Consider the following 25,836-nt stretch of genomic DNA (forward strand, 5'->3'; position numbering starts at 1 on the left):
TGTTTAGGGCTGCTCGGATCAGTTGAAGGGAGAAAGAGCTGGGGAAAGATCAATGCTGCTGCTTGGGCATAAATGAAAAGGTCGTAGCATTCCAAAGCGGAGCCAATCCAACCACTCGCGGTGGCCTTCCTGGCCTGTTTGGAAGGGTGCTGTTCTGTCTCGGTTGCCGTGGTCAACTGAATGCTCCAGTTATTGTTTTTATAGATGGGGCAGGGCGGCGAAAACAGCCGTGGTATCCGTAAGGCAGCTCATGACTAGACGCCATGCCAAAGACTTAGATAGGGCCGATTTCCATGATCGAGCCGCTCTTCGCGGCTGCTGAGATAGCCTCGGTGATGATGAGATTTCGCAGGCCGTCGCGCACAGAAACCAGTGGCGATTCCGTGCCTCGTATGACGTTGCAGAAGTGCTCAAGCTGGATCTCAAGCGGGTCGTGGCGCTCAACACCAGCAATGCCTGTTTGGAAGGGCTTCCACCAGGATCGGTCTTCGATCCTTGCGTAGTATTTGAGACGCATAGTGGGCACTGACAACGAGCCGTTTTTCCCGCTGATGACGTAGCAGTCCTCATCTTCGTAGGATGGATAGCTCGCGTTTTCCTGCGACGTTTGTTCCCAGCTGCGAGCGCATCCAGAACTGTCGGAAAGCAGGAAGGAACCGAGCGCTCCACTCTCAAAGCGCAGGCCGATACACACGGTATCTTCGACGGGAAACCCGCGCGCTGCGCTGGACTGCATCGCCTGAACGGCAACAATCTCGCCGCACAGCGAACGCAAGTTGCCTATTTCATGGATCATATTGATCAGAATGGGGCCGCCGCCTTCCTGGCGCCGCCAGATGGCTGCGTCGAAATAGTCATCTGGTTTGTAGAATAAAGCGCTACCTTGGACAGCAACGATGTCTCCCAGGATGTCGTCGCGTATGACCTCTCGCGCCTTGGCAAGGATGGGGCTATGCGCCCGATGATGACCTACTAGCAGCCTGGCACCCGTTGCGTCGGCGACCGCGAGTAACCGCTTACCTTCCGCAACGCTATGCGCCACCGGCTTCTCGATCAGCGCGGCAACACCCGCTTCAATGCATTGCAGGGTCTGTTCGACGTGTAGAGCGTTAGGTGTTGCAAGAATCACGCCGTCAGGCTTGTCTTCGGCGAGGCAGGCAGAAAGATCTGCATAGTGCGTGACGCCTAGTGAATCCAGGTATTGGGCATCGATTTCAAGCGGATCGACAACCGCTGCCAGTTCACAAGAAGGACTCGCCTTGATGAGTTCGATATGGCGGCGACCGATGAGGCCGGCACCGGCTACCGCAATTCTGATCTTGGACATGCTTTGATCTTCGCGAGCGTTATTGTTGTAAATCGCGACGCAATTGGGGGCGCGATTCGATCTGCTAGGATCAAGGCTACTATCAACTCCAAATGCTATAATTGTCCGTCATGGAAAATCAGAATTCTCCACTAGTGAACAATGATCCCTTCCTGAGGGATCTGCTCCTGTTCTCCGTGATCGCCAAACGCGGCAGTTTTAGCGCCGCAGGCACAGAGCTTGGGATCTCTCCCGCTCACGTCAGCAAGCGTGTTCTGGCGCTGGAGGAGACGCTGAGCTGCAAGCTTTTCAACCGGACAACCAGGCGGGTTTCGATCACCAGGGATGGCGAGACGATGCTTGTCTGGGCACAGACGATCATGGAAAACGTCAATGGAATGCTTGAAACGTCGCTGGGTGACCGCGTCGAACCCAGAGGCACGCTGCGTATCAGCACGAGCCAACGGATGGGGCGCTTTCACATCGCACCTGTTCTGGCCTTGCTCAGGAAACGCTACCCCAAGTTGGAGGTTTGGCTTGAGCTGGTTGACCGTCGAACTGACTTGGTTGCAGAGCAATTCGACATCGATATCCGAGTGGGTGAAATCAACGAGCAGAACCTGATTGTTCACAAGATTGCAGACAGCCAACGGATTCTCTGTGCAGCTCCGAGCTATCTGGAAGAACGAGGCTGCCCAACCGCGCTAAGCGACCTTCAACGCCACGATTGTCTATTGTTTCGTGGCAGGGATCAGAGTTTCGGTGTATGGCGGCTGGAGGGGCCAAATGGCCTTGAGTCGGTAAAGGTGACAGGGCCAATGGCATCCAATCACAGTGATGTCGTTCGGGAGTGGGCCCATGAAGGATTCGGCATCATCATGGCATCGACCTGGGACGTGGCGCCGAGCATTAGAAATGGCACGCTTGTCCGTGTCCTACCTGAACATTACCAGCCGGCTGACGTATCCGCCGTCACCACGATTCGGGCTTCCGGGTCGATGAAGATCAGAGTCTGCCTGGAGTTCTTGAGTGATCACCTGAGTTCCGGCCCGTACGCACTCTTGGCTGAGACCACGGCCAACGGGTTGTCAGGGCCCGGCACTGATACCAACAGCACGCAGGCAACTGTGTACTGAACGGGCGCCGCTCGGTACCCGTCCCTCCCTAGGCGCCACCCGCCTAATCAGATGGGCAACAATCCATCGGTCTTGATCTCGTTCAGCACGAAAAAGGTGCGCACCTGGCGCACGCCGGGCAGGGCGATCAGCCGCTCGCTGTGCAGGCGATTGAAAGCCGCAATGTCCTTGACCCTGAGCTTGATGAAGTAGTCCACGTCGCCGGCCACCAGGTAGCACTCCAGCACCGGGGGCAGGGCGCGGGCGGCCGCCTCGAAGGCCTGGAAGGATTCGGGGGTCGACCTGTCCAGCACCACGCCCACCAGCACTGCGGTCTCCCGTTGCACCGCCTTGGGGTCCACATGGGCCCTGACACCGGTGATGACTCCGCTCTCGAACAGCTTGCGCGTGTGGTTCCAGCAGGCGCTCGGGCTCAGGGAAACCTGGCGCGCCAGCTCGGCATTGCTGAGCCGTCCGTCCTGTTGCAGAGCGCGCAGGATCTTGCGTTCGACCGAGGTGAGTTCCGCAGCTTCGCTCATCGAAAGATTCTCCTTGAAAAGTGGTCTCTGGAAGAACGTCTATGGGAGGAAATCGAGGTAGCCAAAAGGAAAGCAGATTTCGTACCGCTCATTCGAAAGCACCTTTTTCAACGTTTTCCCTAGCATTGAAAGCGTTCTCTCACCACTGGAGTCGCTGCTATGTCCCTGGATCTCGAAAAGCGTTTTCCCCGCGTCAAGCTCGGTTATTTCCCGTCGCCCCTGCACAAGCTGGAGCGCATGTCGAAGGACCTCGGTATCGAACTCTGGGCCAAGCGTGACGACGTCTCCTCCGGTCTCGCCTATGGCGGCAACAAGGTGCGCAAGCTGGAATGGCTGGCCGCCGATGCCCTGGCGCAGGGCTGCGATACCCTGGTGTCCATCGGCAACATCCAGTCCAACCACACGCGCCAGGTCGCCGCCGTCGCCGCGGTGCTGGGCATGAAGTGCCGGCTGGTCCAGGAGGAATGGACCAAGTGGGAAGACCCGGTCTACGACAAGGTCGGCAACATCCTGCTGTCGCGGCTGATGGGCGCCCAGACGCTGTTGGAAGGCGAGGGCTATTCCACCGCGGTGAAAGCCACCTGGGAACGCGCCCTGGACGAGGTGAGGCGTGAAGGCGGCAAGCCCTACGCCATTCCCGCCGGCGCCTCGGACCATCCCCTGGGGGGCCTCGGCTATGCCCATTTCGCCGACGAGCTGGCGGCGCAGGAGCGCGACCAGGGCCTCTTCTTCGATACCGTAGTCACGGCCACCTGTACCGGTTCGACCCAGGGCGGCATGGTGGTGGGCTTTCGCGCCCAGGAGCGCGAGCGTCGCCTCATCGGTATCGACACGGCGGCGGACGCCGGGATGACCCGCGCCGCGGTGACCAAGATCGCGCGCAACACCGCGGAGATGATTGGCCTGGACAAGGAGATTCGCGACGAGGACGTCATCATCGAGCCGCGTTTCTGCGGCCCCGACTACGGCTTGCCGGATGGCCCCACCGTCGAGGCCATCCGCTACACCGCGCAGATGGAGGGGATGCTCACCGACCCGGTCTACGAGGGTAAATCCATGGCCGGTCTGATCGCCATGGCGCGCAGTGGCGAGATCGCCAAGGGCAGCCGGGTGCTCTATGTTCACCTCGGGGGCGCACCGGCGCTCAACGCCTATCACAACGCCTTCGCCTGAGCCCAGGCCACGACCGGCTACGAGGAGGTCCAGCATGACGAGCCAACCCTGGACAGCGGTAGACGACCTCCGACCGGCCGTGGCGCTGGTCATCCTGCATGGCGATCTCGACCCCGCCGTGACGGCTGAATTGCGCAGCGGCTTGCCCGGTTGCAGCGACCTCCCGGTGCTGCAACTGGAGGACGCCGTCGGGTTGCACGAGGAGTGGCTGGCGAAGGGTCCACGCAGCCGGATCGTGGGGTTGTTGTCCCGGCTGGGCGGTGACTGCCTGCTGCTGGCGGTCGAGCCGGAAGGCTTTAACGAGCTGGAATGGCTGGGATCGGTCGCCGGGCAACGCCTGCAACGGTTCACCAGCGGCACCCCCACGCGCGAGCTGGTCGCCCGCCTACAGCAGCTCAGACGCGAGCGCCTGCTGGCGGTGTTGCCGCTTTAAGGGTGGCCGTCAGGCCAGCCGCTCGACCTGTTCGGCGATCAGCGCCCTGATCGCCCGCAGGCAGCGCAACTCGCCGGCGAACACTGCCCGCAACTCCGGTCGCGTGGCGGCCAGAACCTGATTCTCCCGCTCGGTCTGTTCCAGCAACTGCTGAGCCTGGGAGGGCAGGCGCTGGCGCAGGCGTTGCAACTGGGCCGCAGCCGGCGAGCGCTTGATACCCAGCACCTCGGCGGCATCCAGCAATCGCTCGCGGTCGATGGCCGCCAGCCGGTTTTCACCCAGGATTGGCCAGGCGAGGGTGATTGCGTCCGGCCAGCGCTGCTGGTCGAAGGCGCGACTCTCGTATACGGCCGTACAGAGCAGGTCATAGCAGGGCGCCAGGGCGAGTCCCCGCGGTGAGACCAGAAAGCCCAGATTCTTCAGATGGGTATCGGTATTGCCCACCAGCACGTTGAACGCCAGCCAATTGAACAGCCGCGTCCGGGTCACGGCGGGCGCCTCGCACAGCCGTGCCAGCTCGGCCAACCGCTCCACGCTGCCCGCCTGGTACTTGAAATGACGATCCAGCCCCAGCACCTGGCAGGCGTCGATGCCATGGCGTCGCTGCCAGCCGCCCGGGGTGCGGACGCGGTCGAAGCGCTCGATCAGATAGACCGGCTCGGGCACGTAGCGGCGCTCGACGGCAGGAACGATCAGCCCGGCCATACCCGCCAGGCGCATGGTGAACCACTCGTTGATCACCGAATGGGCGAAGGCTTCGTGGGGATGGTCCGGCTTGAGGATATGGGTCGAGGGCAGGGCGCCCACGGGTTCCTGCAGCCCCTGCTCATCAAGGATCACCGCCAGCTTGTGCTGGGCGCCGGCCAGCGACATGCGCTTGTGCGCCTCGTGGGTCAGTGGCAGCTGCGGCATGGCCTTGATCCGTCGGGAGAGGTCGGCGTCGCTCAGGGGGCGGCGATCCCCCGGTGGCAGGCGCTGGCCTTCGGCGAGCAGGGTAAGGGAGCCGGCGGACTCGGCGCCGTACCAGCTGAGCAGGGCGAAGGCATCGGCGGCCTCCAGACGCGCATCCTGGGCGAGCAGTTGCCGCTGGCCTTCCTCGGGTAGCAGGTTGTCGAAGTACCACTGCACCGGTCGCTGCGAACTGCCATCGATCAGCGGCTCTGGCTGCAAGGGCAATTGCGGACAGAGTCCGAAGGCCTGCCAACCGGATTCGTACTGGAATGACCAGATACCGTTCTCGTCAGCCAGCCGACCCACCAGCTGGTCGTCGATCCAGGCCAGGAGTTCACGCCTCATGGTGTCCGGGTATCCGGCTGGGCTTCCACCTCGGGGGGCAGATCCACGATCAGGCGCACGCCCAGGCCTTCCAGTACCTGAAACAGCTTGCCCCACTGGACGGTTTCGCCGCCGCGCTCGACCTTGCCGAGAAAGTTTTCACTGACGCCGAGGCTACCGGCGGCGTCGTCCTGGCGCAGGGCCTGGGCCTTGCGCGCCTGGCGGACGAGGGCACCGAGGTCGGCGGCATTTTTGAGTAGCACCTGCATGATTTATCCTCACGAGTGTGAGGATCAGGCTAACGCCAAAGGGATAGCCGGTACAATCCTCAAGGTCGTGAGGATTTTAGCTATTCAGACGGTTATACGGATCGAATCCTTTCGCTCGTGAGGATTTATCCCTGCAATCATCGCCGCGCACCCAGCTGCTGGGGCGCCAGGAAGGCGCTGTGGAAGTAGCTGCGAAAGGCCTGCATGGCCGGCGTCAGCGGATGCTCCCTATGCCAGGCCAGCCCCACGCTCATGGGCGTAATGGGCTCCACCAGGGTGCGGGTCTCCAGCCGCTTGCCCTCCAGCGACCAGGGCCGATAGACCAGATCGGAAAGAATGGCGACACCGCTGCCGTTGGCCACCATGCTGCGCACGGCCTCCACCGAGCTGGTACGCAACCGCACCTGGGGCTCATGACCGGCCTGGCGCCAATAGCGCATGGCGCTCTGTTCGGCCTCGTCGACGGTGAGCAGGACATAGGGCTCGCGGGCGACATCCGCCAGGCTGACGTTGGGTCGATCGCGCAAGGGATGGCCACTGGGCAGCCAGAGCCGGCGTTCGGAATTGAAGAGCGTCTCGGAGACGATGTCCTCGTGGGTCAGGTTGGCGGTCAGCACCACCGCCATGTCGATGCGCTTGTCCAGCAGCGCCTCTTCGATGGCCTGGCGCTCCTGCTCGTGTACCGCCACCGTCACCTCGGGATAGAGCTGTGCCAGGCGTTGCAGGTGGTGGGGGAGGAAGTAGCCGATCACCGTATAGCTGGCGGCAATGCGCAACTCGCCGCTGGCGCGGTGATCGGGCAGGGCGCTGCTGAGGGCGTCGTCGACGCCGCGAAGAATGCCATAGGCATGGTTGAGGAAATGCCGACCGGCATCGGTCAGCGCCATCCCTTGCGCCGAACGGACGAACAGACTGGTGCTCAGCAGGCCCTCCAGTTCCTGGATGGCGCTGGTCACCGCCGACTGGGAAATGTTCAGGTGGATGGCCGCCTGGGAGATCTGCCCCAGTTCTGCCGTCGCGGTGAAATAACGGAGTTGGCGCAGGGTGAGGGCCATGGCGACTGTCCTGAGGTATCGATTTTTCCGAACACTGGGCTTTGGATAATAAATCTTCCCAAGGGGGCAGGGCAGTCCTAAGGTCGAGGACAACGCACCGCTGCCAGGGAATACCGCAATGATCGAGGTGGATTTCAATTCCGACATGGGCGAGGGCTTTGGCGCCTGGACGCTGGGCGACGGCGTGGACGACCAGCTGCTCGACCTGGTCAGCTCGGCCAATATCGCCACCGGCTTCCATGCCGGCGATCCCGGCCTCATGCAGCGCACCGTGCAGCAGGCCAAGGCCCGCAACGTGGCCATCGGCGCCCATCCGGGCTATCGCGACCTGGTGGGGTTCGGCCGTCGGCCCCTGCAGATGCCCGCCGACGAACTGGTGGCCGATATCGTCTATCAGCTGGGCGCCCTGCGTGAATTCGCCCGGCTGCATGGCCTGCGGCTGCAGCACCTCAAGCCCCATGGTGCGCTGTTCATGCACCTGGCCCGGGACGAGGCGGCGGCCCGGCTGTTGGTGGAGACGCTGCAACGCCTCGAACCCGGGCTGCTGCTCTATTGCCTGCCCGATTCCGCCACGTGGCGAATCGGTCGCGAGCTGGGCCAGCCCCTGGTGCGTGAGTTCTATGCCGACCGGGACTACGACGCCAGCGGCTCCATCGTCCTGGTCCGGCGCATGGGCGCGCTGGATCCCCAGGCGGTGGCCGAACGGGTGCTCAAAGCCTGCCAGCAGGGACGGGTCGCCACGGTGGAGGGGGGCGAGGTCGAGGTGGCTTTCGAATCCATCTGCCTGCACAGCGACACCCCCGGGGCGCTGGGCCTGGCCCAGGCCATCCGCCAGCGCCTGGAGGCCGCCGGCATCGCCATCCGCGCCCCGGGCGCCGGCTAGTTTTCCATGCGGACACCGGCGCCAAGACGCCGGGTCCTCCTGCCCTTAGCTACGCCTGCCTTTCCGACAACATTGCCTAGAAGAGGAATCGTCATGGCCGAACATTCGGTGCTCTCGCCCCTGCCCGGAACGTTCTATCGCAAACCCACGCCCGATGCGGCGCCCTATGTGGATGTCGGGGAAACCGTCACCGCCGGCACCGTGATCGGCCTGATCGAGGTGATGAAGCAATTCTCCGAGGTTCACGCCGAGGTCGCCGGGACCCTGACGGCCTTCGCCGTCGAGGACGGGGATCCGGTCGAGCCGGGTCAGTTGCTGGCCACCCTGAACGGAGCCGCCTCGTGAATACGACAGGGGGCGGCATCCGCCGTCTGCTGGTGGCCAATCGCGGCGAGATCGCCGTCCGGATCCTGCGCGCCGCCAAGGCGCTGGACATCGAGACGGTACTGGCCTGCAGCGAGGCTGACCGGGATTCGCTGGCGGCGCGCCAGGCCGATGCCGTGGTGGTGATCGGCCCGGCGCGGGCGGATCGCAGCTACCTCAATATAGAGGCTCTGCTCACGGCCTTGCGAGACAGCGGCGCCGATGCGGTGCATCCCGGCTATGGCTTCCTGGCCGAGAACGCCGCCTTTGCCGATGCGGTGGAGGAGGCCGGTACCATCTTTGTCGGCCCTTCGGGTGACATCATCCGCCGCATGGGCGACAAGGCCGAGGCGCGGCGCACTGCGCTGGCGGCCGGCGTCCCGGTGGTACCGGGCTCTGCCGGCGAACCGGCCGATATAGAGGCCGCCATAGCGGCAGCCGCGACGGTGGGCTATCCGCTGCTGATCAAGGCATCGGCCGGAGGAGGAGGCCGGGGCATCCGCCTGGCGCGCGACGCCGCCGAGCTGGCGCGGGAGTTTCCCATCGCCCAGCGTGAAGCCCAGACCGCCTTTGGCAGCGGCGCCCTCTATCTGGAGCGCTTCATTGAGCGCGCTCGGCATATAGAGGTGCAGATCCTTGGCGATGGCCAGCGCGCCGTGCATCTGTTCGAGCGCGAATGCTCGCTGCAGCGGCGCCGGCAGAAGCTCCTGGAAGAGGCGCCATCGCCGGTCCTGAGCGCCGCCCAGCGCGAGACCCTCTGCGCCAGCGCGGTACGCCTGGCCGAAAGCCTCGGCTATCGTGGCGCCGGCACCCTGGAATACCTGTTCGACGAAGCCCGCGGCGAGTTCTTCTTCATCGAGATGAACACCCGCATCCAGGTGGAGCATCCGGTCTCCGAGATGGTCACCGGCATCGATCTGGTCCAGGCCATGTTGCGCATCGCCGGAGGTAAACCCCTGGGGCTGCGCCAGGAAGACATCCATCTGCAGGGCGCCGCCATCGAGCTGAGACTCAACGCCGAAGATCCGGCGCGCAATTTCTTTCCCAGCCCCGGGACCGTCGAGCAGCTCGCCTGGCCGCAGGGTCCGGGCATCCGCGTCGACAGTCATCTCTATGCGGGCTACCGAGTGCCGCCTTATTACGACTCGCTGCTGGCCAAGCTCATCGCCCATGGCGCCGATCGCGGCGAGGCCCTGGCCCGTGCTCGCCAGGCGCTGGACCAGTTGCGTCTGACCGGCATGGCTACTACCGCCAGTCTGCATCGCCGCCTGCTGGACGAACCTTGGGTGATCGAAGCCCGCTTCGACACCGGTACCCTGGAACACTGGTTGGCCGAGGAGATTCCCGCATGACGACTGCGATCCGCTATAGCTTCGGCGGCGACGAGCACCTGTTCGTCGAATTGTCCGAAAGCATGTCCCTGGAGGCGTTTTTCCGTGGCCTGGCCATGACCCGCGCGGTGCAGGTGCTGCAATTGCCCGGCATCCACGACATCTGCCTGGCCAATGCCTCCTTCCAGATCCGCTTCGATCCCGATGTCCTGCCGCCCGACCGGCTGCTGGCCGCCGTCCAGGGCGTGGAAGACCAGGCGGTGGCCGAGCGCCAACTGGCCACGCGGCTGATCGAGATCCCGGTGCTCTACAACGACCCCTGGACCCACGAGACGCTGATGCGCTTTCGCGATCGCCACCAGGATCCGACCGCTACCGATCTGGAATACGCCGCGCGCATCAACGGCCTGGCCGATGTCGAGGCCTTCATCGAGGCCCACAGCGGCGCGCCCTGGTTCGTCTCCATGGTGGGCTTCGTCGCCGGATTGCCGTTCATGTTCCAGATGGTCGAGGCCGAGCGGCAGCTGCAGGTACCCAAGTACCTACGACCCCGCACCGACACGCCCAAGCAGACCCTCGGCCACGGCGGCTGCTTCGGCTGCATCTACTCGGTACGAGGCGCCGGCGGCTACCAGATGTTCGGCGTGACGCCGGCGCCCATCTACGAGCCGGCCCAGCGCCTCGATTACCTGCAGGACCACATGGTGTTCTTCCGGCCCGGCGACATCGTCCGTTTCCGCGCCATCGACCGCGCCGAATACGACCGGATGCTGGCCGAGGTAGAGGAGGGTAGCTTCACCCTGAATATCCGTCCGGTGGACTTTTCCCTGGACGCCTTTCTCGATGATCCCCGTGGCTATCCGCGCACCCTGATGGAGGAGCCGGCATGATCAAGGTACTCAAACCCGGCCTGGCCACCTCGATCCAGGATCTTGGTCGCGAAGGCTACTACCACCTGGGCATCCCGCCGTCCGGGGCCATGGACAGCTATGCCTTGCGCGCGGCCAATCTGCTGGTGGGCAACGCACCCGGCGCCGCCGCCCTGGAATGCACCTTGCTCGGCCCGGAGCTGCACTTTACCGAAGACGCCCTGGTTGCCCTGAGCGGCGCGCGCATGACGCCACGCCTGGACGGCGCCGAAATGCCACTGGACGAAGCCTTCAGCGTGCGCGCCGGCCAGGTGCTCAAGTTCGATTACCTCAAGGCCGGCGCCCGTGGCTATCTGGCCGTGGCGGGCGGTTTCGCCGTGCCCGAGGTGCTGGGCAGTCGCTCGACGTACACCCTGGGCGGCCTCGGTGGCTTCCAGGGCCGAAGGCTCGCCGCGGGTGACGAACTGACTGTCGGAACCCCGGCGACAGGCGCCAAGCCTGGCGTCCGGTTGCCAGTCGACCTGGTGTCGGCTTGCGGTGGCGAGGTGACCCTGCGGGTCGTGCCGGGTCTCTATCATCACCGCCTGACTGCGGACGCCGCCGAGGCGTTCTTCGCCGATACCTGGACGGTGGGCTTCGAAGCCGATCGAATCGGCTACAGATTCAAGGGCGGCCGGCCGTTGCAATTCACGCCGCGCGAACAACCCTTTGGCGCCGGCTCGGATCCGTCCAATATCGTCGACAGCTGTTATCCCATCGGCTCGATCCAGGTACCGGCCGGCCTCGAACCCATCGTCCTGCACCGAGACGCCGTGTCGGGTGGCGGCTACGCCATGATCGGCACGGTCATCAGCAGCGACCTGGATCTGATCGGCCAGCTGCAGCCCAACCAGAAGGCGCGATTCGTGGCGGTAACCCTGGAGGACGCGTTGGCCGCACGGCGTGTGTACAAGGAGCGTCTGCAGCGACTGGAGCAGCTGTTGGCGAGCTAGGGACTCGTTGGCAGCCAGTGATCATTCGAGAGATCCTGAAGGCGTCGTTCGTAACGGACGCGTTTTCAGGATCGTCATGCAAGAAGATCCTGATCGCTGATCAACAGGGCCAGGGTAGGGAAGTCAGAGTCTAAGCAGGTGGCCGGATCAGGGATAAGGTCAAAGACTGGAGGGGATGGCAAAGGGCAGTTGTCAGTCTAGGTCCATATCCAATTTAACATAATATACATTATGCGAAGTTATGGTTATGGAGCGCTGCACCGAGTGTCTGCCTTTTCACGCTGGCGGCTTTTTGAAATCCGCTACCGCCTTGCCAGTTTGCCAGACATGACGGCTTCAGGAATTCAGATCGCCGCTTACCGCACACCTGCACCGCAAAATCCCCAACGGCCGTTTGTACAAGCTGGCGCCGGCAGCTTTAATCGGATGGCGTCCGTTCCCGGAGCTCTTTCCCGGTGGTCGCGCCGCCGCCTGTGTCATCACGTGCGAATGTCCTGGGTTTCCAACAAGTATTCCATCCCGAGGAGTTTTGAATGGCTTATCAAGCCGCTTCCGATCGCTATGACCGTATTCCTTACCGCCGCGTGGGTCGCAGCGGTCTTGTGCTGCCGGCGTTGTCGCTGGGCCTCTGGCACAACTTCGGCGATACCACGCCGCTGGATCGTCAGCGCGCCTTGCTGCGCACCGCCTTCGATCTGGGCATCAATCACTTCGACCTGGCCAACAATTACGGGCCGCCCTATGGCAGCGCCGAGATCAATTTCGGTCGATTGCTGCGTGAAGACTTTGCCGCCTATCGCGACGAACTCATCATCTCCAGCAAGGCCGGCTGGGACATGTGGCCCGGACCCTATGGCCAAGGTGGCGGCTCGCGCAAATACGTGCTGGCCAGCCTGGACCAGAGCCTCAAGCGCCTGGGCCTGGATTACGTCGACATCTTCTATTCGCACCGTTTCGACGAACACACGCCACTGGAAGAAACCGCCAGCGCCTTGGCCACCGCGGTCCAGCAAGGCAAGGCACTCTATATCGGCATCAGCTCCTATTCGGGGACCAAGACCCGGGAAATGGCCAAGTTGCTGGCCGACTGGAAGATCCCGCTGCTGATCCACCAGCCGGCCTACAACCTGCTCAATCGCTGGATCGAAAAGGATCTGCTGGATGCGACCGAGGAAATCGGCAGTGGCGTGATCGCCTTTACGCCACTGGCCCAGGGGTTGCTGACAGACAAATACCTCAATGGCGTTCCGGCCGAAGCCCGGGTCAATCAGCCCGGTGGCCAGTCCCTGCAGCAAGGCCATCTGTCCGCCGAGAACCTGGCCCGGGTCCGCGCCCTGGATGCCATCGCCAAGCGCCGCGGCCAGAGCCTGGCGCAGCTGGCCCTGGCCTGGACCTTGCGCGATCCGCGCATCACCAGTGCCCTGATCGGTGCCAGTCGGCCCGAACAGATCGTGGAAAACGTGGCGGCCCTGGACAACCTGAGCTTTACCGCCGAGGAACTGGCCGAGATCGACACTCACGCGGTCGAAGGTGACATCAACCTCTGGGCCAAGCCGTCCAGCGCGGAATAAGGCTGTGTTCGGCGTATCTGGCGCTCCGGGGCCAGGTACGCCTCTCTCTATAAAAGCCCGACCGGTCCAGGGCACAACCACCCTCGCCCGCCCTCACCCATTCGGCTGTTGACGCCGGATTCCGATCTGCTCCTGGCGATACTGACTGGGCGTCTGTCCGGTCTCGTTGCGGAAATGCCGGTTGAAATTGGACAGATTGGAATAGCCGACCTCGAAACAGATGGCGGCGATGGACAATTCCGCCTGCAGCAGCAGCCGACAGGCCCGCTGGATGCGCAGCTTGCGCGCCAGTTCGATGAAACCGTGGCCGGTGACCTTCTTGAAGAAACGCGAAAAACCCGCCTCGCTCATGCCGACGCGCCTGGCGATCACCGGCAGCCGGATATCCTCGGTCAGTTCGCTCAGCAGATAGTCGAAGGCCTGATGCACTCGGGCGGAACTGCGGGCATCCAGCGCCGGCGCATAACAGGCACTGGCCAGGACGAGCCTTTCGGTTTCCGGCGCCCGGGACAGCAAGCCCAGCAAGGCGAACAGCCTGAGCAGCCGCTCGGCGCCCCGGGCCTGGCCCATCGCCTCGATCAAGGCCGCCGCCTGCCGGGCCGTGTCGCCGCTGAACTCCAGCCCGCGGCGGGCCTGCTCCAACAACGGCAGATAATCGCCCAGCTCCGGCGCCACGGCGCTCAGCGAGCGCAACAGTTCGCCATTGAACTGGATGACCACGTCACGGCCGGCGATCACCTCGCCGGGCGGTAGATCGCCGATCCAATCGTGCGGCAGATCCGGCCCGATCATGGCCACATGACCTGCGGCAAAGGGTCCGACATAGTCGCCGGCCAGTAGCCGGCCGCTGCCTTGGCGGATCAGGTGGATCTCGTATTCGGGGTGATGATTCCAGCGGGCCAAGGCGTAGGGATAGTCGTGCTCGTACCAGCGAAAGCTCTGGTCGGGCGCGGCAAGGATCACTTCCAGCTCTGCCGGTCGCGCCTCGAGGAAGGCGGTCGCCTTCATGATGTACCTCTGCTTGTTCTTGTAGGTCCGCACCGGCTGCCCTGGCTATCGATGCTTTTTTGACCTTGGTGCGCTCGGCGATCCAGGTCAAAAATGTATCGGCAACTGGTCAATGCCAGGTTAGCCAGCGGCTTGGCCCTGCTGTTGTAATGCTCTCCAGCTGCGCTGTCGAGATCAGATTTATATCGGCGGCTAGCCATCCATAACAACAACAAGCTGCCCATCATGGCAGTCGCGGAGAGAAGAAGATGAAGCGCCCTATCGCCTTGCTGCTGTTGGCCGGTCTCGGGTTGACCGGTGTTGCCCAGGCCGTCGAATCGGTCACCGTTGCCACCGTCAACAACAGCGACATGGTGCGCATGCAGCGGCTGTCCCAGGTGTTCGAAAAACAGCATCCCGATATCAAGCTCAACTGGGTGGTGCTCGAAGAAAACGTGCTGCGGCAGCGGCTGACCACCGACATCACCACCGGGGGTGGCCAATTCGACGTCCTGACCATCGGCACCTACGAAACCCCGCTCTGGGGGGCCAAGAACTGGCTGGAGCCGCTCGACAACCTGCCTGCCAGCTACGACGTCGAAGACATCTTTCCAGCGGTCCGCCAGGGGCTGTCGGTCAACAACCATCTCTATGCCCTGCCGTTCTATGGCGAAAGCACCGTCACCTACTACCGCAAGGACCTGTTCAAGGCCGCCGGCCTGCAGATGCCCGACAAGCCGACCTGGTCGCAACTCGCAGCGTTCGCCAGCCAGCTCAACCAACCGGACAAGGAGCAATACGGTCTCTGCCTGAGAGGCAAGGCCGGCTGGGGGGAAAACGTCGCGCTGCTCAGCCTGATGGGCAACGCCTTCGGCGCGCGCTGGTTCGACGAGCAATGGCACCCCGAACTGACCAGTCCCGAGTGGACGGCAGCGGCCAACTTCTACGTCGACAACATGAAGAAGTACGGCCCGCCCGGGGCTTCCAGCAACGGCTTCAACGAAAACCTGGCGCTGTTCAACAGCGGCAAGTGCGCGCTCTGGGTAGATGCCAGCGTCGCCGGCTCCTTCACCACCGACAAGACCCAGAGCAAGGTGACCGATGAGGTCGGCTTCGCCGCCTCGCCCCACGAGGTCACCGACAAGGGCTCGTCCTGGCTGTATGCCTGGTCGCTGGCGATCCCGGCGAGCGCCAAGCACAAGGAGGCGGCCAAGACCTTCATCACCTGGGCGACTTCCAAGGAATACATCCAGCTGGTGGCCGACCAGGACGGCATCTCCAACGTCCCGCCGGGCACTCGCCAGTCCACCTACAGCCAGGCCTACCTGAGCGCTGCGCCCTTCGCCAAGATCACCCTGGAGATGATGCAGCACGCCGACCCGGCCCATCCCTCGGCCAAGCCGGTGCCCTATGTCGGCATCCAGTACGTGACCATTCCCGAGTTCCAGGCCATCGGCACCTCGGTCGGCAAGCTGTTCTCCGCCGCCCTCACCGGCCAGATGAGCGTCGAACAGGCGCTCAACGCGGCCCAGACCTCGACGACCCGCGAGATGAAACGCGCGGGCTATCTCAAGTAACGTCCCTTTATCCAGGACATGACCGCGCACTGCACCGCGCGGTCAGTCTCTCGATCGGAGCCAAGACCATGAACAGACTGGAAGGAAAGAGCGCCCTGATCACCGGCGCCGCACGCGGTATCGGCAAGGCCTTCGCCCAGGCCTACCTCAGGGAAGGCGCGACGGTGGCCATTGCCGACATCAATATCGAAAGAGCCCGCGAAACGGCCGAGGAACTGGGCGAGCGCGCCTACGCCCTGGCCATGGACGTCACCGACCAGGCCTCCATCGACACGGCCATCGCTCAGGTGGTCGCTACCGCCGGCAAGCTCGACATCCTGGTCAACAACGCCGCCCTGTTCGACCTGGCACCCATCGTCGAGATCTCGCGGGAAAGCTATGACCGGCTGTTCGCCATCAACGTGGCCGGTCCCCTGTTCACCCTGCAGGCCGCTGCCCGGCAGATGATCGCCCAGGGTCATGGCGGCAAGATCATCAACATGGCCAGTCAGGCCGGGCGCCGAGGCGAAGCCCTGGTTGCGGTCTATTGCGCGACCAAGGCGGCGGTGATCAGCCTGACCCAGTCGGCCGGCCTCGACCTCATCAAGCACCGCATCAACGTCAACGCCATCGCCCCGGGCGTGGTCGATGGCGAGCATTGGGAAGGCGTGGACGCCCTCTTCGCCCATTACGAGCAACGACCGCTGGGCGAGAAAAAGCGCCTGGTCGGCGAAGCCGTGCCCTACGGCCGGATGGGAACCGCCGAGGACCTGGTCGGCATGGCGCTGTTCCTGGCGTCCAGTGACAGCGACTTCGTGGTGGCCCAGACCTACAACGTCGACGGCGGCAACTGGATGAGCTGATCGCCGCGCGGTCAGCTCAGGTCGTGCAGTTCCTTGACGATCGCCGGCCCGATCTGCAGGTCGGCAAAGCTGACCTCCAGGCCCTCGCGCTGCGGCGAACAGCAATAGGGCCCGACTTGCAGGGCCGCGCCCTCTTCGCTCGCGAAGCGGCACAGCCGCAACAGCGGCCAGGTCTGGCCATCCAGGGAATACTGGAGGCGCAGCACCTCGGCATGCAGTGTCATGCGCAGCCAGAATCCCCTGACCGCATCCGGCATCGGCCCGAGGGCCCAGTCGGAATGCCCCAGGGTGAGGACGCTGCCTAGGTGGGCGATGCCATCGTTGATCTCGAGCCCGGTCTTGCACCAGCGCTCGCTGCCCTGCCGCACCATCAGGCCGGCCTGGTCGTACAGCTCGGTAAAGGTCCCGGTGATCCGCACCTGCACGGTGAAATCCGTGCCGGCTGCATAACCCCGGAAATGTCCGCTGTCACGTTCGAAGCCGTACTGGGTCTTCTGCCAGAAGTCGGTCTCGCGATCGGTGCTGATGTGCAGCAGGCCGTCCGTATCGGACCAGCGCGTCGGTTCGTTCAGCCAATGGGCAGGCAGGGTCTTCGCAAGGGTCATGACAGGTATCCGCGGCGGCTGGGCTGCGCTCACGATAGATCACGGACGCCAGATGCGCCAAAGCCAGACGGTAAATCGCGCTGCGAGGGTCGCGAACAGAGCGCTGAGCGCTGTGCCAGGCGCCATTCCCTGCCCTCCAGCGACTTTTTTGCAGGCATGAAAAAAGGGAGCCCTGAGGCTCCCCTGTTCAAGTACGTCTGCTGTCCTCTTGTTTTTGTTGTCGGACGTCGACGTCATCGATCTTTAGTACGCCCCACCAACGAGGTGGGAAGTGAACAGATTACTTTGGTTGCTCTGGAGCGTTCCAAAATGATCGGTTCGCGAGCCTTGGCCGTCTTGTTCTTGTTGTGGGCGGTTAGCGGCGCATCTTGTTGTTCTTGTGCCAGTTATAAAGCACTCGCCGTGCCAACATTCATAAGTCTTTGAAAATGCTAGTTTTCATTGATTAGAGGCTGGCGTGCGGGCAACTGTTGCGGAGGATTTCGTTACCTTTTCACTCGGCCATGAAGGATCTGGTTACGACATCCACCCGCTCGGTAACGTCATCCAGGCTCAGCGACTGTAGGTCGAGCGCTTGAGCGTCGCCTCGTTGTTGCGCTGGGCGGCGGGCCGTTCCGGGTTGTCGGTGGGCAGGTACAGCAACCGCGTGGCCAGCACCTCGCGCCGCGGCTTGATGTCGGGTCGCAGTGCCCCGCGCTGAGTCCGGTCGAAATCGCGCAGGTCGACGACCTGCATGCCGTCCTGCGCCGGTACCACGAACACCGGCAGGTTGGCGTGGATCATGGCGTCATAGCGACTCTCCTCGCCGAACCAGAGCATCGCCCGCGGATGCGGCGCGATCTTCTTGTGGCGAACCAGGATGTCATCGTCCGCCATCCGGTTGAGTGCCTGGTGTTCCTGCCATTCCGGGGTGCGATCCAGGGCTATCCGCTCCCGGTCGGCACGGGCCATGGCCAGGGTCTTGAGTTGCTCGCGCACCTTGCCCACCTTGACCCGCTCTCCTCCCGCGGTATGCCCGGCCCAGGTAAAGGTCAGCTGCCGGACCGGATCGGGAAAGCCATGCACCTTGCGGATCAGCTGCTTGGTATTGAAGGCGCCACCCAGGGCCTTGCGCATGATGCGGGGTCGCGCCTCGGGTGCCAGCTCCAGCTCCAGGCGTGTCTGCTCGATCGCTGCGCTGAAGGCGGCCTTGCAGGTATTGATGGCCAGGATCTCCTCCATCAGCGGCTCGGCCAGGGCGATGTAACCGGGCAATCGACTGACCGTACCCGGTGCCTGGCCGGGTTGTAGGTGGAAGGCCAGCAACGCATCGCGGGTGAGTTCCACCGCAGCGCTGCCCTCCAAGGACTCCGCCGCGATGTGGTCGGGCACCCGCTGCTGGGCCAGCAAAGGCAGCCGCCAGACCCGGGCGGCTATCACCTTGCTGGGCCAGCGCTCATTGAAGATGGCAATGCTCCGCTTGAGGTCTTCGAACGCGCTCTTGATGTCTTCGTGCATGGCCAACTCCAACCTGATAACTACCAGATTGTAGCATTTACAAGAACTTGGGCCTCTTCTTGATAGCTGTGCAGAGGATCATCATTAAATGTATCTACGCTATAGGGGTGGTATTGTTATTCAAAGGTTGCAGCCTCTGGGTAAATTGCGGACGGCCGTCCTGGTCCCTGAGCGTGACCTGCAATTCGGCGGTCTTGCCGTCGATCTCCATCTCCCCGAAGAATTGGAAGTTGCTCAGCGGTGAGGTGTTGGCCTGGGGCGGCGCCTTCTGGAACACTACTTCTGGCCCGAAGGTGGCATCCAGCGGGTTGGGACCGAAGCTGCCGGCGTTCAGCGGCCCCGCCACGAATTCCCAGAAGGGTTCGAAATCCTGGAAGGCCGCCCTGTCCGGGTGATAGTGATGGGCGGCGCAGTAGTGCACGTCCGCGGTAAGCCAGACGGTGTTGCGGATCCCCTGCCGGGCGATGAAGCGCAGCAGGTCGGCCGTTTCCAGCTCGCGCCCCTTGGGGGCTCCGGGATCGCCGTTGGCGATCGCCTCCCAGCGCGCCTGGCCCTGCGCGTCCTTGCCGTCCGGCACCTGCAGCCCGATGGGCATATCGGCCGCGACCACCTTCCAGGTCGCCCTGGACGCCTGCAGCTCCTTCTTCAGCCAATCGAGTTGCTCCTGCCCCAGAAAGGCGCCCTGGCCGCCCTCCTCGCTACCCAGGTTGCTGTCGTTGCCGGCGCGATAGCTGCGCATGTCCAGCACGAAGACATCCAGCAGGGGGCCATAGGCGATCCGTCGATAGATGCGCCCTGCCCCGTCGGCCGAGACACCCCGCATGGGCGCGTATTCCAGGAACGCCTGGCGCGCCCGACCGCTCAGGACATTTATGTCCTTGACCTGATAGCGATCGTCCAGCGTCTTGCTCGGCGACCAGTTGTTGGTAATGTCCTGTAGGATGACACCCCTACCCCTTCCTTCCAGTGATCACCATGCCTCAAGCCTTCTCCTACGTCCGTTTCAGCAATGCCCAGCAGGCCCAAGGCGATAGCCTACGCAGGCAGACAGACAAGGCCAGACGGTACGCTGAGGCTCATGGACTCACTCTTGCCACAGCCGCAGAACATCAGTTCTTCGATCAGGGAAAGTCAGCGTACAAGGCAAAGCATCTGGACGACGAAGGTCAGTTAAGACGGTTCTTGTCCCTGGTGGAGAGTGGCGCTATCCCCGCTGGTAGCTTCTTGCTGATCGAAAGCTTAGACCGCCTCTCACGAGAAAGGGTAAGGGATGCCCTGCCAAGATTCTTGGATTTGCTCAATCGTGGGATCAGAATAGTAACGCTCTCAGACAATAGATTGTATGACCAAGATTATGATGATCTTGATTTGATTGTCAGCATCATTTCAATGTCCAGAGCACATGAAGAGAGTGCAATGAAGTCGCAGCGTCTCAAAGCTGCTTGGAACACAAAGAAAAGTGATGCATTAAACGAGAGAAAGCCAATAGGTGGTAACTGCCCTGCTTGGCTTGAGTACGATGGAAGACAATATCAAATCATCGAAGAAAAGGCAGAGATTGTAAGACGTATCTATTCTCTCTGCATTCAAGGGTACGGGTACACCAACATCATCAAGCTGTTGAATTCCGAAGGCATCCCTCTCCTCGACAGCAGTAACAGGAATAAAGCAGGTTCTTGGGCGGTTAGCTCAATCTGGAGAATTCTGAGTAACAAGGCAACGATAGGAACGTTTCTATTCAAGGGAGATGAAATCCCTAACTACTTTCCGACCGTAATTGACGAACAGACGTTCTACGAAGCCAGAGCAGCGATTGAGCAACGTAAGCGTACAGCCTCAAGTAATCCAGGCAAGAATATGAACATCTGGCAGAAAGTCGCCTACTGCGCTCTCTGCAAGGCTCCAATGCACTACGTTAAGAAGCGGGAGAATAACGAGTACCTTCGTTGCAGTGCGTATGCCAAAGGTAATTGTACCCAGCAGCCTATCTCTACAAAATCAACAGAAGTGGTGTTCAAGGAACTACTCCCTAAGCTGGACTCTCTGTCCCTAGTGCAAACCAACACCAATGCCCTCACCAAAGAACTCACTATTAATCGTGGTAAGCAAGGTGAGATTAAAGCCCGTATAGAGGCCATACAAGCGCAGATGTTGGATATCAGCACTACCCTACCTCCTACAGTGTTAAAGATGCTCACAGCGCTTGATACGGAGCTACAGACCTATATTCAAAGGGAAGGTGAGATAGTGAATAGTCTGTCAATGGAAAAGCTCATTGATAAGGATGAATTCTTCAAACGTCTTGATTTGGTTTCCTTTGCAGGTAGATCAAAAGCTAACAGTCTGCTCAAGAGCCTAAACATAAAAGTGTTTATGTCTAAGAATAAGATGTTCGTACAGTACGACGTGGAGCGAGACGCCTCCCCTATCCTCTCAGTCTTTGAACACAAGGGAGAGCTTATCTGGTGGGGTAAGGAGGAAATTACTAAGGGAGTGGCAGAAGCTCAGGGTGATGGTGCTACTGAATCCCTGGTACGGACGATGGTGAAGATGACGGGATTGGATGAGGAGAAGATAGTGGAAATGACCCAACAATTTATTGATCAAAAATTAACCAATAACCGTTAAATAACGTAATAATATAACACTAAGATTGCATTACTAATCACTGCCTAGGCAGCAATCATGCACCTCTCAGGACGGTTAAGGTGGGAAATGTGGTCCTCTCCCCCAATATAGTTATTATTGTTAAGCATTGAGAGCCCTCGAACTCAAATAGTTTTACATCAGATAAATCAAATATTAATAAAATCTATCATTTTTAGCATTATCATTGCCAATATCTATAATAGGTAGTTATCCACAGGTTGCCGTCACCCATAACATTTCTTGTACGGTCGTACGTAGTTTGTTAAAATGGATGCATGACAAATCTGGAGGATGAAAAATGAAGGTGATTGGCTACATTCGAGTGTCGACGAAAAGTCAGGGTGAGTCCGGCCTAGGTCTTAAAGCTCAGACTGAATACCTTGAACGTGCTGCTCAGCAGAACGGATGGGAGCTGGTCACTACCTACATCGATAGCGGGGTGAGTGGCTCTATCGCCCTGGAAGATCGTCCTGAAGGTGGTAAAGCTTTCCAGCATGCAAAGGTTGAAGGCCTTGAGATTGTTGTTGCCAAGCTTGATCGTCTGAGCCGGGACGTTGAGCACATTGCTGGCCTGATGAAGAGAGTGAAGTTTCGTGTCTGCACCATGCCCCACGCCACTCCCTTTGAACTGCACCTGTTTGCGGCACTCGCTGAACAAGAACGTGCGTTCATTCGTGCCCGTACAAAGGAAGCCCTGGCAAGTCTACAAAGCAATGCTGACGGTGGTGATGAGGAAGCTCTACAGAAGGTTGCCAATCGTGCCGAGTACCTATCCTATGGCCGTACAGCAGCCAATCGTGAGAAGGCTCAGGCAGCTATCAGTCAACGTGTCTCTAGCTTCCATGCCAGCATCGAGCCACACCTACAAGCATGCCTATACAAAGGTGTCAGTACACTTGCGGGAGTCGCTGATTGTCTGAATGCCAAGCGTGTGACCACCAGCCGTGGCGGTGAGTGGAGTCCGATTCAGGTTAGTCGAGCAATGAAGGCATTGAACCTGTCTTTCTGACATGCAATCTATAACGAGCTATAAGGGGCTCTAAGGCCCCTTTGTTGTATCTGGCTACTCGTCTACACCCTACCCCTCAGCGTTGCACTGAGAGGCTTGTAGGTGCCCTATACGCCATATTTGTCGAATATCCTGCTTTCTACTGCTCAGGCCACGCTTCTGACTTAACGCTAGGACTATCGATCAGAAGAATTCTGAGATTCCAATTCCTTGACACGCGCATTCAGTCTCTTCACTTCTGATTCCAACCACTGCTTGTAAGATTCTGGCGGTAGTGAGGAAATGAATTGTTGATGTAGGTCGTTGCTGTCGGACGAGGCTTGTACGGGCCTAGGTTTATCATTACCAGATTTATCACCTCCCAGGTATCCAGCAGCAGTTAGAATCCTATGGAGCGTAGGCCTTGAGAATGGCTTCGTGTCTGCGTATTTGGTGTATGGCGGTTTCCCTGCATCCAACCAACCTTGGAGAATCTCATCATCTTCTTCGGGGCTGTACCGGTGACCTTTCTCTTTAGCCATAAAATATTTCTCCAATGTTGTGACTTTCAGTGTGTCGAGAATCGTCCTACCTACAGTAGCAGGGAGTTTAGTGGTTAGGTGTGCAGGATTGAGAGTAGATAAGATATTTCTATTTGTTTCTAATATCCACTCCCCTCCTATACCGTCTGTCGGGAATATAGCAGGTGTTGTGCAACAGTTTCAAGCTCTAACCCGCATGAATACTGAATTGTTGTATAAAGGGGTGTTTGGGTATATGTATAAAGTTCTTGATAGATTTCAATAACTAATGATACAATAATTTAAGGATGGTAGAAAAGTTTGCCCCGCCCGGCTGGTTTGGGTGTGCAATATTTTAATTGACAAATTAGACTTCTACACGTATACTATAGCTTATGAAGACGGCATTGGTTAAATATTTAATCTTGTCGCATTTGTATAATGTAATGTCTCATATCTGGCTGCGTATATAGCACCTCATTGATATAATTAAAGAATCAAGCACGAATAGAACACGATTAAGTTTCGTGTTTTGTCGTGTCTGCTACAAAAGTTTCCAGGGCTAACCATTCCCTTAAAAGTGGTTCGTGGGAGTAATCACTCTCCCCGCCAGAAACAACTTACATGCTCTAGCATTCAGAAATAGCGGCGGGTTCTTTCATTCCTTGCCGTGGGCGTCTCTTGCTGCCCAACCTCCCTGTTTGCAATCAGATATTGTTGTTTAGAAGCGTCTGGCAGGTGATGACAGTTTTTAGCATACTGGACATCACCATCTAATACTCCAGCCTCCTCTCCAGGCACTCGGCAATCCAGTGTAATGTCCTGATTGCCCTTTTTATTGAATACGCCCTTGCTGGTTTACATCAACAGCGAGGGCTTCTATTGCCTAACGATCCTTATTCTTACAATTCCAAAATAGGAAACAAAATGAAAATTATCAAACAATGCTGCTGGTGTCAGGCTGATATGGAGACCACCAGGGCAAGCAAGAAACTCTGTTCTTCACGGTGTCATGTTCAGTTCCATAGATGGCGTCAAAAAGTAGCACCGGGAGCAGGTCCATCAGAAGGATTTGAATTACTTAAATTAAAGCAAGAGGAAAAACAAAATGGCAAATGAAACTAGCTACAGTGATCACATGCGCAACCAAGGATTGATGCGTAAGAACTTCTGGATGGCACCACAGGATTGGCAACTGCTGGATGAGCTACTACGCCAGCATCCACACTACTCACACCCAGGTGATCTGGTATCAGACCTACTGAATGATAAGAAGAAGAAAGGGAGTAAACGATGAAGACCTTGCCACGTAAACAGAACAAGCAATCCCAGCTACAGATGAATGCTTCACTTACCAAGGGGCATGTGGACTACGTCCTGACCTTAGCACAAGAAAAGAAGATTTCATTTAGTCAGGCGCTGAACCTGATTATTGATGAGAGGCTAAATGCGGAGCTTATGAGTCTGCTGAGCCGGAGTGGTTAGAGCCAAGGGTCTCAGGAACCCCAGCGAAGGGTTTTCAAAACCCCTGGCCAAGGGTCTCAGGAACCCCATAATAATACTGATAATAATAATACTGATATATAAACATTAAAGCATAAAGGAGATTAGAAACCCATGACTTAAAGAGAAAAGAACTCATTCCTTCTTAGTTCGGCTAAAGCCTCACACGCAGGCCTGATATTAAGAGCTGGTGCAATCTTGTTCGTCTTCGACTCACGCTTAGCGCCATAACAACACAAGAGCAAGAACATATATTCTTTTTATATTTCATTCTGTTTGGTGTTAGGGACAGCGTCCCTGTAGCTCTGGTGCTGATTGAGTGTTAGGCGTTCTTGGACTTTATACATTGTTGTTGTGCTGAGATCGAAGATCTATAGGAATATAAATAGCCACGGGTTTTCAAAACCCCTGGGTCTTATCATCTGCAGAGGATTATGAATGTGGATAACGGTATTCGTGTCAGGCTGAATGATTTAGCCACGAGAGAATTACTGAAGCTGATGGAAGTGTTTGAGCTGGAATCCCCTACTCACACTGTTAATTTTCTAATTACCAAAATGTATCATCAAACTCTAAATAGTCGTGCCCAGGAGGCTCAATTTAATGCAAACTCAAATCTTCGCCAAAACTGAATCTGAACTTCTTCCATACCTACCCGCTTACAAAGCTATCCTATCTGCTACCGGATACATCGGTGTTAATGTGGATAAGGAATCTGGCGCAATCGAAGAAGGTATCGTCAAGCCTTTCTCTGCTGAACAAAAGCTAGTTTGGCTATACGCACTCGATCGTTATCGTTTCTTCTCCAAGGAAGGTAAGGAATGGTTTGATAATCAGTCAGAGATTGCAGAGGCTTGCAACGTGAGTGAGTCCTGCGTCAAAAAGTTCTTTCGTTCTCTACGTGAAGCTAATGTTATCAAAAGCAAAGGAACTCGTATCGGTGGGCATAATAGCAACAGCTATATCATCCTGAGAGACCTAGTGTTGGTACAGCCTGATAAGGCGGCTTCTAAGCCCTCTGTAAGCATGCAGGTTGAACGATCAGAACAAGTTGATAGTCAGGTAGCTCCTACACCTAAACAGCCTGTAAAGGACGTAGAGAAGGTTGTAGAAGAGAATGATAGCTTTGAGTCTTTGATGGAGTCTGTCAATGACAACTATAGTAGCTATCAAGCACCAGTAGAACAGAGACCTGTTTACCCATTTGCTACTGCTCCGGCAGTCGCTTTCAACGTTCGAGGCGAAGCTACAGAAGAGATGATAGCTTGGTGTGATAAGAACGGTGTATCTATTCGAGGATTGGATGGAAGGACTGTCTTTAAACTCAAAGGCAAAAACTATACTAAGAGCAACGAAGGGTATAAAGAATATACCCCTGCTCCATACGTATCTACCGCCGCTAAGACACTCGCTGAGGCCTCTGGAATGGAATACATGTTAAACCAGTTCTGCAACGACGAAATCGACGTCCCGTTTTAGCCTGTAGCTTCACC

At 59.1% G+C, this 25,836-nt stretch carries 25 protein-coding genes and 2 pseudogenes; 17 read left to right on the forward strand and 10 right to left on the reverse strand.

Going from position 1 to position 25,836, the window contains the following annotated elements:
* Positions 1-14: 14 nt before the first annotated feature.
* Both EC839_RS17285 and EC839_RS17290 read right to left on the reverse strand, forming a co-directional pair.
* Positions 15-176, reverse strand: a pseudogene (locus tag EC839_RS17285) (MFS transporter); the annotation flags it as partial.
* 98 nt (positions 177-274) lie between these two features.
* The gene (locus EC839_RS17290; RefSeq protein WP_007161741.1) at positions 275-1,327 is read right to left on the reverse strand and encodes a Gfo/Idh/MocA family protein; all 1,053 of its coding nucleotides are present in this window, start codon (positions 1,325-1,327) and stop codon (positions 275-277) included.
* 110 nt (positions 1,328-1,437) lie between these two features.
* Between EC839_RS17290 and EC839_RS17295 the strand changes: the two genes are divergently transcribed.
* Positions 1,438-2,442 (forward strand): LysR family transcriptional regulator, encoded by a 1,005-nt coding sequence (locus EC839_RS17295; protein WP_037007809.1) that lies wholly within the window; start codon positions 1,438-1,440, stop codon positions 2,440-2,442.
* A 47-nt stretch (positions 2,443-2,489) separates the two neighbouring features.
* Here the strand turns inward: EC839_RS17295 and EC839_RS17300 are convergent, their stop codons facing one another.
* Positions 2,490-2,960 (reverse strand): Lrp/AsnC family transcriptional regulator, encoded by a 471-nt coding sequence (locus tag EC839_RS17300; protein ID WP_007161739.1) that lies wholly within the window; start codon positions 2,958-2,960, stop codon positions 2,490-2,492.
* A 159-nt stretch (positions 2,961-3,119) separates the two neighbouring features.
* Between EC839_RS17300 and EC839_RS17305 the strand changes: the two genes are divergently transcribed.
* Both EC839_RS17305 and EC839_RS17310 read left to right on the forward strand, forming a co-directional pair.
* Positions 3,120-4,133: a 1-aminocyclopropane-1-carboxylate deaminase gene (locus tag EC839_RS17305; RefSeq protein WP_007161738.1), complete on the forward strand. Its 1,014-nt coding sequence runs from the start codon at positions 3,120-3,122 to the stop codon at positions 4,131-4,133.
* 34 nt (positions 4,134-4,167) lie between these two features.
* Positions 4,168-4,566 carry a hypothetical protein gene (locus tag EC839_RS17310; protein WP_007161737.1) on the forward strand — a complete coding sequence of 133 codons (399 nt, stop codon included), beginning with the start codon at positions 4,168-4,170 and terminating at the stop codon, positions 4,564-4,566.
* Positions 4,567-4,575: 9 nt separating this feature from the next.
* On the opposite strand, the gene EC839_RS17315 is transcribed toward EC839_RS17310, so the two are convergent.
* The 3 genes from EC839_RS17315 to EC839_RS17325 form a co-directional block, all read right to left on the reverse strand.
* Positions 4,576-5,862, reverse strand: coding sequence for a HipA domain-containing protein (locus tag EC839_RS17315; protein ID WP_007161736.1), 1,287 nt, complete (start codon positions 5,860-5,862; stop codon positions 4,576-4,578).
* Positions 5,859-6,110 carry a helix-turn-helix domain-containing protein gene (locus tag EC839_RS17320; RefSeq protein ID WP_007161735.1) on the reverse strand — a complete coding sequence of 84 codons (252 nt, stop codon included), beginning with the start codon at positions 6,108-6,110 and terminating at the stop codon, positions 5,859-5,861. The genes EC839_RS17315 and EC839_RS17320 overlap by 4 nt, the downstream gene beginning before the upstream one ends.
* A gap of 137 nt (positions 6,111-6,247) precedes the next feature.
* The gene (locus EC839_RS17325; RefSeq protein WP_007161734.1) at positions 6,248-7,165 is read right to left on the reverse strand and encodes a LysR family transcriptional regulator; all 918 of its coding nucleotides are present in this window, start codon (positions 7,163-7,165) and stop codon (positions 6,248-6,250) included.
* Positions 7,166-7,283: 118 nt separating this feature from the next.
* Between EC839_RS17325 and EC839_RS17330 the strand changes: the two genes are divergently transcribed.
* The 6 genes from EC839_RS17330 (at position 7,284) to mgrA (ending at position 13,174) form a co-directional block, all read left to right on the forward strand.
* Entirely contained in the window at positions 7,284-8,048 is a 765-nt protein-coding gene (locus tag EC839_RS17330; protein WP_007161733.1) for a 5-oxoprolinase subunit PxpA, read from the forward strand.
* Between the two features lie 93 nt (positions 8,049-8,141).
* Positions 8,142-8,393: an acetyl-CoA carboxylase gene (locus EC839_RS17335; protein ID WP_007161732.1), complete on the forward strand. Its 252-nt coding sequence runs from the start codon at positions 8,142-8,144 to the stop codon at positions 8,391-8,393.
* Positions 8,390-9,763, forward strand: coding sequence for an acetyl-CoA carboxylase biotin carboxylase subunit (locus EC839_RS17340; RefSeq protein WP_007161731.1), 1,374 nt, complete (start codon positions 8,390-8,392; stop codon positions 9,761-9,763). The genes EC839_RS17335 and EC839_RS17340 overlap by 4 nt, the downstream gene beginning before the upstream one ends.
* Positions 9,760-10,632 (forward strand): allophanate hydrolase subunit 1, encoded by an 873-nt coding sequence (locus EC839_RS17345; RefSeq protein WP_007161730.1) that lies wholly within the window; start codon positions 9,760-9,762, stop codon positions 10,630-10,632. The genes EC839_RS17340 and EC839_RS17345 overlap by 4 nt, the downstream gene beginning before the upstream one ends.
* Entirely contained in the window at positions 10,629-11,603 is a 975-nt protein-coding gene (locus EC839_RS17350; protein WP_007161729.1) for a biotin-dependent carboxyltransferase family protein, read from the forward strand. The genes EC839_RS17345 and EC839_RS17350 overlap by 4 nt, the downstream gene beginning before the upstream one ends.
* A gap of 533 nt (positions 11,604-12,136) precedes the next feature.
* The gene (gene mgrA / locus EC839_RS17355) at positions 12,137-13,174 is read left to right on the forward strand and encodes an L-glyceraldehyde 3-phosphate reductase (protein WP_007161728.1); all 1,038 of its coding nucleotides are present in this window, start codon (positions 12,137-12,139) and stop codon (positions 13,172-13,174) included.
* Positions 13,175-13,267: 93 nt separating this feature from the next.
* Here mgrA and EC839_RS17360 read toward each other — a convergent pair whose 3' ends face one another.
* The gene (locus EC839_RS17360) at positions 13,268-14,182 is read right to left on the reverse strand and encodes an AraC family transcriptional regulator (protein WP_007161727.1); all 915 of its coding nucleotides are present in this window, start codon (positions 14,180-14,182) and stop codon (positions 13,268-13,270) included.
* 248 nt (positions 14,183-14,430) lie between these two features.
* Between EC839_RS17360 and EC839_RS17365 the strand changes: the two genes are divergently transcribed.
* Positions 14,431-15,738: a sugar ABC transporter substrate-binding protein gene (locus EC839_RS17365; RefSeq protein WP_132832920.1), complete on the forward strand. Its 1,308-nt coding sequence runs from the start codon at positions 14,431-14,433 to the stop codon at positions 15,736-15,738.
* 68 nt (positions 15,739-15,806) lie between these two features.
* Positions 15,807-16,580: an L-iditol 2-dehydrogenase gene (locus EC839_RS17370; RefSeq protein WP_007161725.1), complete on the forward strand. Its 774-nt coding sequence runs from the start codon at positions 15,807-15,809 to the stop codon at positions 16,578-16,580.
* A gap of 11 nt (positions 16,581-16,591) precedes the next feature.
* Here the strand turns inward: EC839_RS17370 and EC839_RS17375 are convergent, their stop codons facing one another.
* From EC839_RS17375 to EC839_RS17385, 3 genes and pseudogenes are all read right to left on the reverse strand, one after another.
* Positions 16,592-17,185: a DUF1349 domain-containing protein gene (locus tag EC839_RS17375; protein ID WP_007161724.1), complete on the reverse strand. Its 594-nt coding sequence runs from the start codon at positions 17,183-17,185 to the stop codon at positions 16,592-16,594.
* 552 nt (positions 17,186-17,737) lie between these two features.
* The gene (locus tag EC839_RS17380) at positions 17,738-18,682 is read right to left on the reverse strand and encodes a DNA replication terminus site-binding protein (RefSeq protein ID WP_007161723.1); all 945 of its coding nucleotides are present in this window, start codon (positions 18,680-18,682) and stop codon (positions 17,738-17,740) included.
* Between the two features lie 94 nt (positions 18,683-18,776).
* Positions 18,777-19,616: pseudogene (locus tag EC839_RS17385) on the reverse strand (alkaline phosphatase); the annotation flags it as partial.
* A gap of 41 nt (positions 19,617-19,657) precedes the next feature.
* Here EC839_RS17385 and EC839_RS17390 point away from each other — a divergent pair.
* The 6 genes from EC839_RS17390 (at position 19,658) to EC839_RS17415 (ending at position 25,822) form a co-directional block, all read left to right on the forward strand.
* Positions 19,658-21,310 carry a recombinase family protein gene (locus EC839_RS17390; RefSeq protein ID WP_132832921.1) on the forward strand — a complete coding sequence of 551 codons (1,653 nt, stop codon included), beginning with the start codon at positions 19,658-19,660 and terminating at the stop codon, positions 21,308-21,310.
* A gap of 319 nt (positions 21,311-21,629) precedes the next feature.
* Positions 21,630-22,340: a recombinase family protein gene (locus EC839_RS17395; protein ID WP_132832922.1), complete on the forward strand. Its 711-nt coding sequence runs from the start codon at positions 21,630-21,632 to the stop codon at positions 22,338-22,340.
* A gap of 1,427 nt (positions 22,341-23,767) precedes the next feature.
* Positions 23,768-23,959, forward strand: coding sequence for a hypothetical protein (locus EC839_RS17400; protein WP_132832923.1), 192 nt, complete (start codon positions 23,768-23,770; stop codon positions 23,957-23,959).
* Positions 23,949-24,137 (forward strand): hypothetical protein, encoded by a 189-nt coding sequence (locus tag EC839_RS17405; RefSeq protein WP_132832924.1) that lies wholly within the window; start codon positions 23,949-23,951, stop codon positions 24,135-24,137. The genes EC839_RS17400 and EC839_RS17405 overlap by 11 nt, the downstream gene beginning before the upstream one ends.
* Complete coding sequence (locus tag EC839_RS17410) at positions 24,134-24,325, forward strand: hypothetical protein (protein WP_132832925.1); 192 nt, start codon at positions 24,134-24,136, stop codon at positions 24,323-24,325. Before EC839_RS17405 ends, EC839_RS17410 begins: the two co-directional genes overlap by 4 nt.
* A 621-nt stretch (positions 24,326-24,946) precedes the next feature.
* Positions 24,947-25,822 carry a hypothetical protein gene (locus EC839_RS17415; protein ID WP_132832926.1) on the forward strand — a complete coding sequence of 292 codons (876 nt, stop codon included), beginning with the start codon at positions 24,947-24,949 and terminating at the stop codon, positions 25,820-25,822.
* Positions 25,823-25,836: the final 14 nt, after the last annotated feature.

The organism is Pseudomonas sp. JUb52, assembly GCF_004341115.1.
Classification (GTDB): domain Bacteria; phylum Pseudomonadota; class Gammaproteobacteria; order Pseudomonadales; family Pseudomonadaceae; genus Chryseomonas; species Chryseomonas oryzihabitans.

Excerpts from the sequence above, each read along its gene's own strand:
- EC839_RS17400 (WP_132832923.1), top strand. The coding sequence starts at position 23,768 with ATGAAAATTATCAAACAATGCTGCTGGTGTCAGGCTGATATGGAGACC.
- EC839_RS17390 (WP_132832921.1), top strand. The coding sequence starts at position 19,658 with ATGCCTCAAGCCTTCTCCTACGTCCGTTTCAGCAATGCCCAGCAGGCC.
- EC839_RS17350 (WP_007161729.1), top strand. The coding sequence starts at position 10,629 with ATGATCAAGGTACTCAAACCCGGCCTGGCCACCTCGATCCAGGATCTT.
- mgrA (WP_007161728.1), top strand. The coding sequence starts at position 12,137 with ATGGCTTATCAAGCCGCTTCCGATCGCTATGACCGTATTCCTTACCGC.
- EC839_RS17335 (WP_007161732.1), top strand. The coding sequence starts at position 8,142 with ATGGCCGAACATTCGGTGCTCTCGCCCCTGCCCGGAACGTTCTATCGC.
- EC839_RS17415 (WP_132832926.1), top strand. The coding sequence starts at position 24,947 with ATGCAAACTCAAATCTTCGCCAAAACTGAATCTGAACTTCTTCCATAC.
- EC839_RS17395 (WP_132832922.1), top strand. The coding sequence starts at position 21,630 with ATGAAGGTGATTGGCTACATTCGAGTGTCGACGAAAAGTCAGGGTGAG.
- EC839_RS17315 (WP_007161736.1), bottom strand. The coding sequence starts at position 5,862 with ATGAGGCGTGAACTCCTGGCCTGGATCGACGACCAGCTGGTGGGTCGG.
- EC839_RS17345 (WP_007161730.1), top strand. The coding sequence starts at position 9,760 with ATGACGACTGCGATCCGCTATAGCTTCGGCGGCGACGAGCACCTGTTC.
- EC839_RS17370 (WP_007161725.1), top strand. The coding sequence starts at position 15,807 with ATGAACAGACTGGAAGGAAAGAGCGCCCTGATCACCGGCGCCGCACGC.
- EC839_RS17300 (WP_007161739.1), bottom strand. The coding sequence starts at position 2,960 with ATGAGCGAAGCTGCGGAACTCACCTCGGTCGAACGCAAGATCCTGCGC.
- EC839_RS17365 (WP_132832920.1), top strand. The coding sequence starts at position 14,431 with ATGAAGCGCCCTATCGCCTTGCTGCTGTTGGCCGGTCTCGGGTTGACC.
- EC839_RS17320 (WP_007161735.1), bottom strand. The coding sequence starts at position 6,110 with ATGCAGGTGCTACTCAAAAATGCCGCCGACCTCGGTGCCCTCGTCCGC.
- EC839_RS17405 (WP_132832924.1), top strand. The coding sequence starts at position 23,949 with ATGGCAAATGAAACTAGCTACAGTGATCACATGCGCAACCAAGGATTG.
- EC839_RS17380 (WP_007161723.1), bottom strand. The coding sequence starts at position 18,682 with ATGCACGAAGACATCAAGAGCGCGTTCGAAGACCTCAAGCGGAGCATT.
- EC839_RS17295 (WP_037007809.1), top strand. The coding sequence starts at position 1,438 with ATGGAAAATCAGAATTCTCCACTAGTGAACAATGATCCCTTCCTGAGG.
- EC839_RS17290 (WP_007161741.1), bottom strand. The coding sequence starts at position 1,327 with ATGTCCAAGATCAGAATTGCGGTAGCCGGTGCCGGCCTCATCGGTCGC.
- EC839_RS17330 (WP_007161733.1), top strand. The coding sequence starts at position 7,284 with ATGATCGAGGTGGATTTCAATTCCGACATGGGCGAGGGCTTTGGCGCC.
- EC839_RS17360 (WP_007161727.1), bottom strand. The coding sequence starts at position 14,182 with ATGAAGGCGACCGCCTTCCTCGAGGCGCGACCGGCAGAGCTGGAAGTG.
- EC839_RS17410 (WP_132832925.1), top strand. The coding sequence starts at position 24,134 with ATGAAGACCTTGCCACGTAAACAGAACAAGCAATCCCAGCTACAGATG.
- EC839_RS17305 (WP_007161738.1), top strand. The coding sequence starts at position 3,120 with ATGTCCCTGGATCTCGAAAAGCGTTTTCCCCGCGTCAAGCTCGGTTAT.
- EC839_RS17310 (WP_007161737.1), top strand. The coding sequence starts at position 4,168 with ATGACGAGCCAACCCTGGACAGCGGTAGACGACCTCCGACCGGCCGTG.
- EC839_RS17325 (WP_007161734.1), bottom strand. The coding sequence starts at position 7,165 with ATGGCCCTCACCCTGCGCCAACTCCGTTATTTCACCGCGACGGCAGAA.
- EC839_RS17375 (WP_007161724.1), bottom strand. The coding sequence starts at position 17,185 with ATGACCCTTGCGAAGACCCTGCCTGCCCATTGGCTGAACGAACCGACG.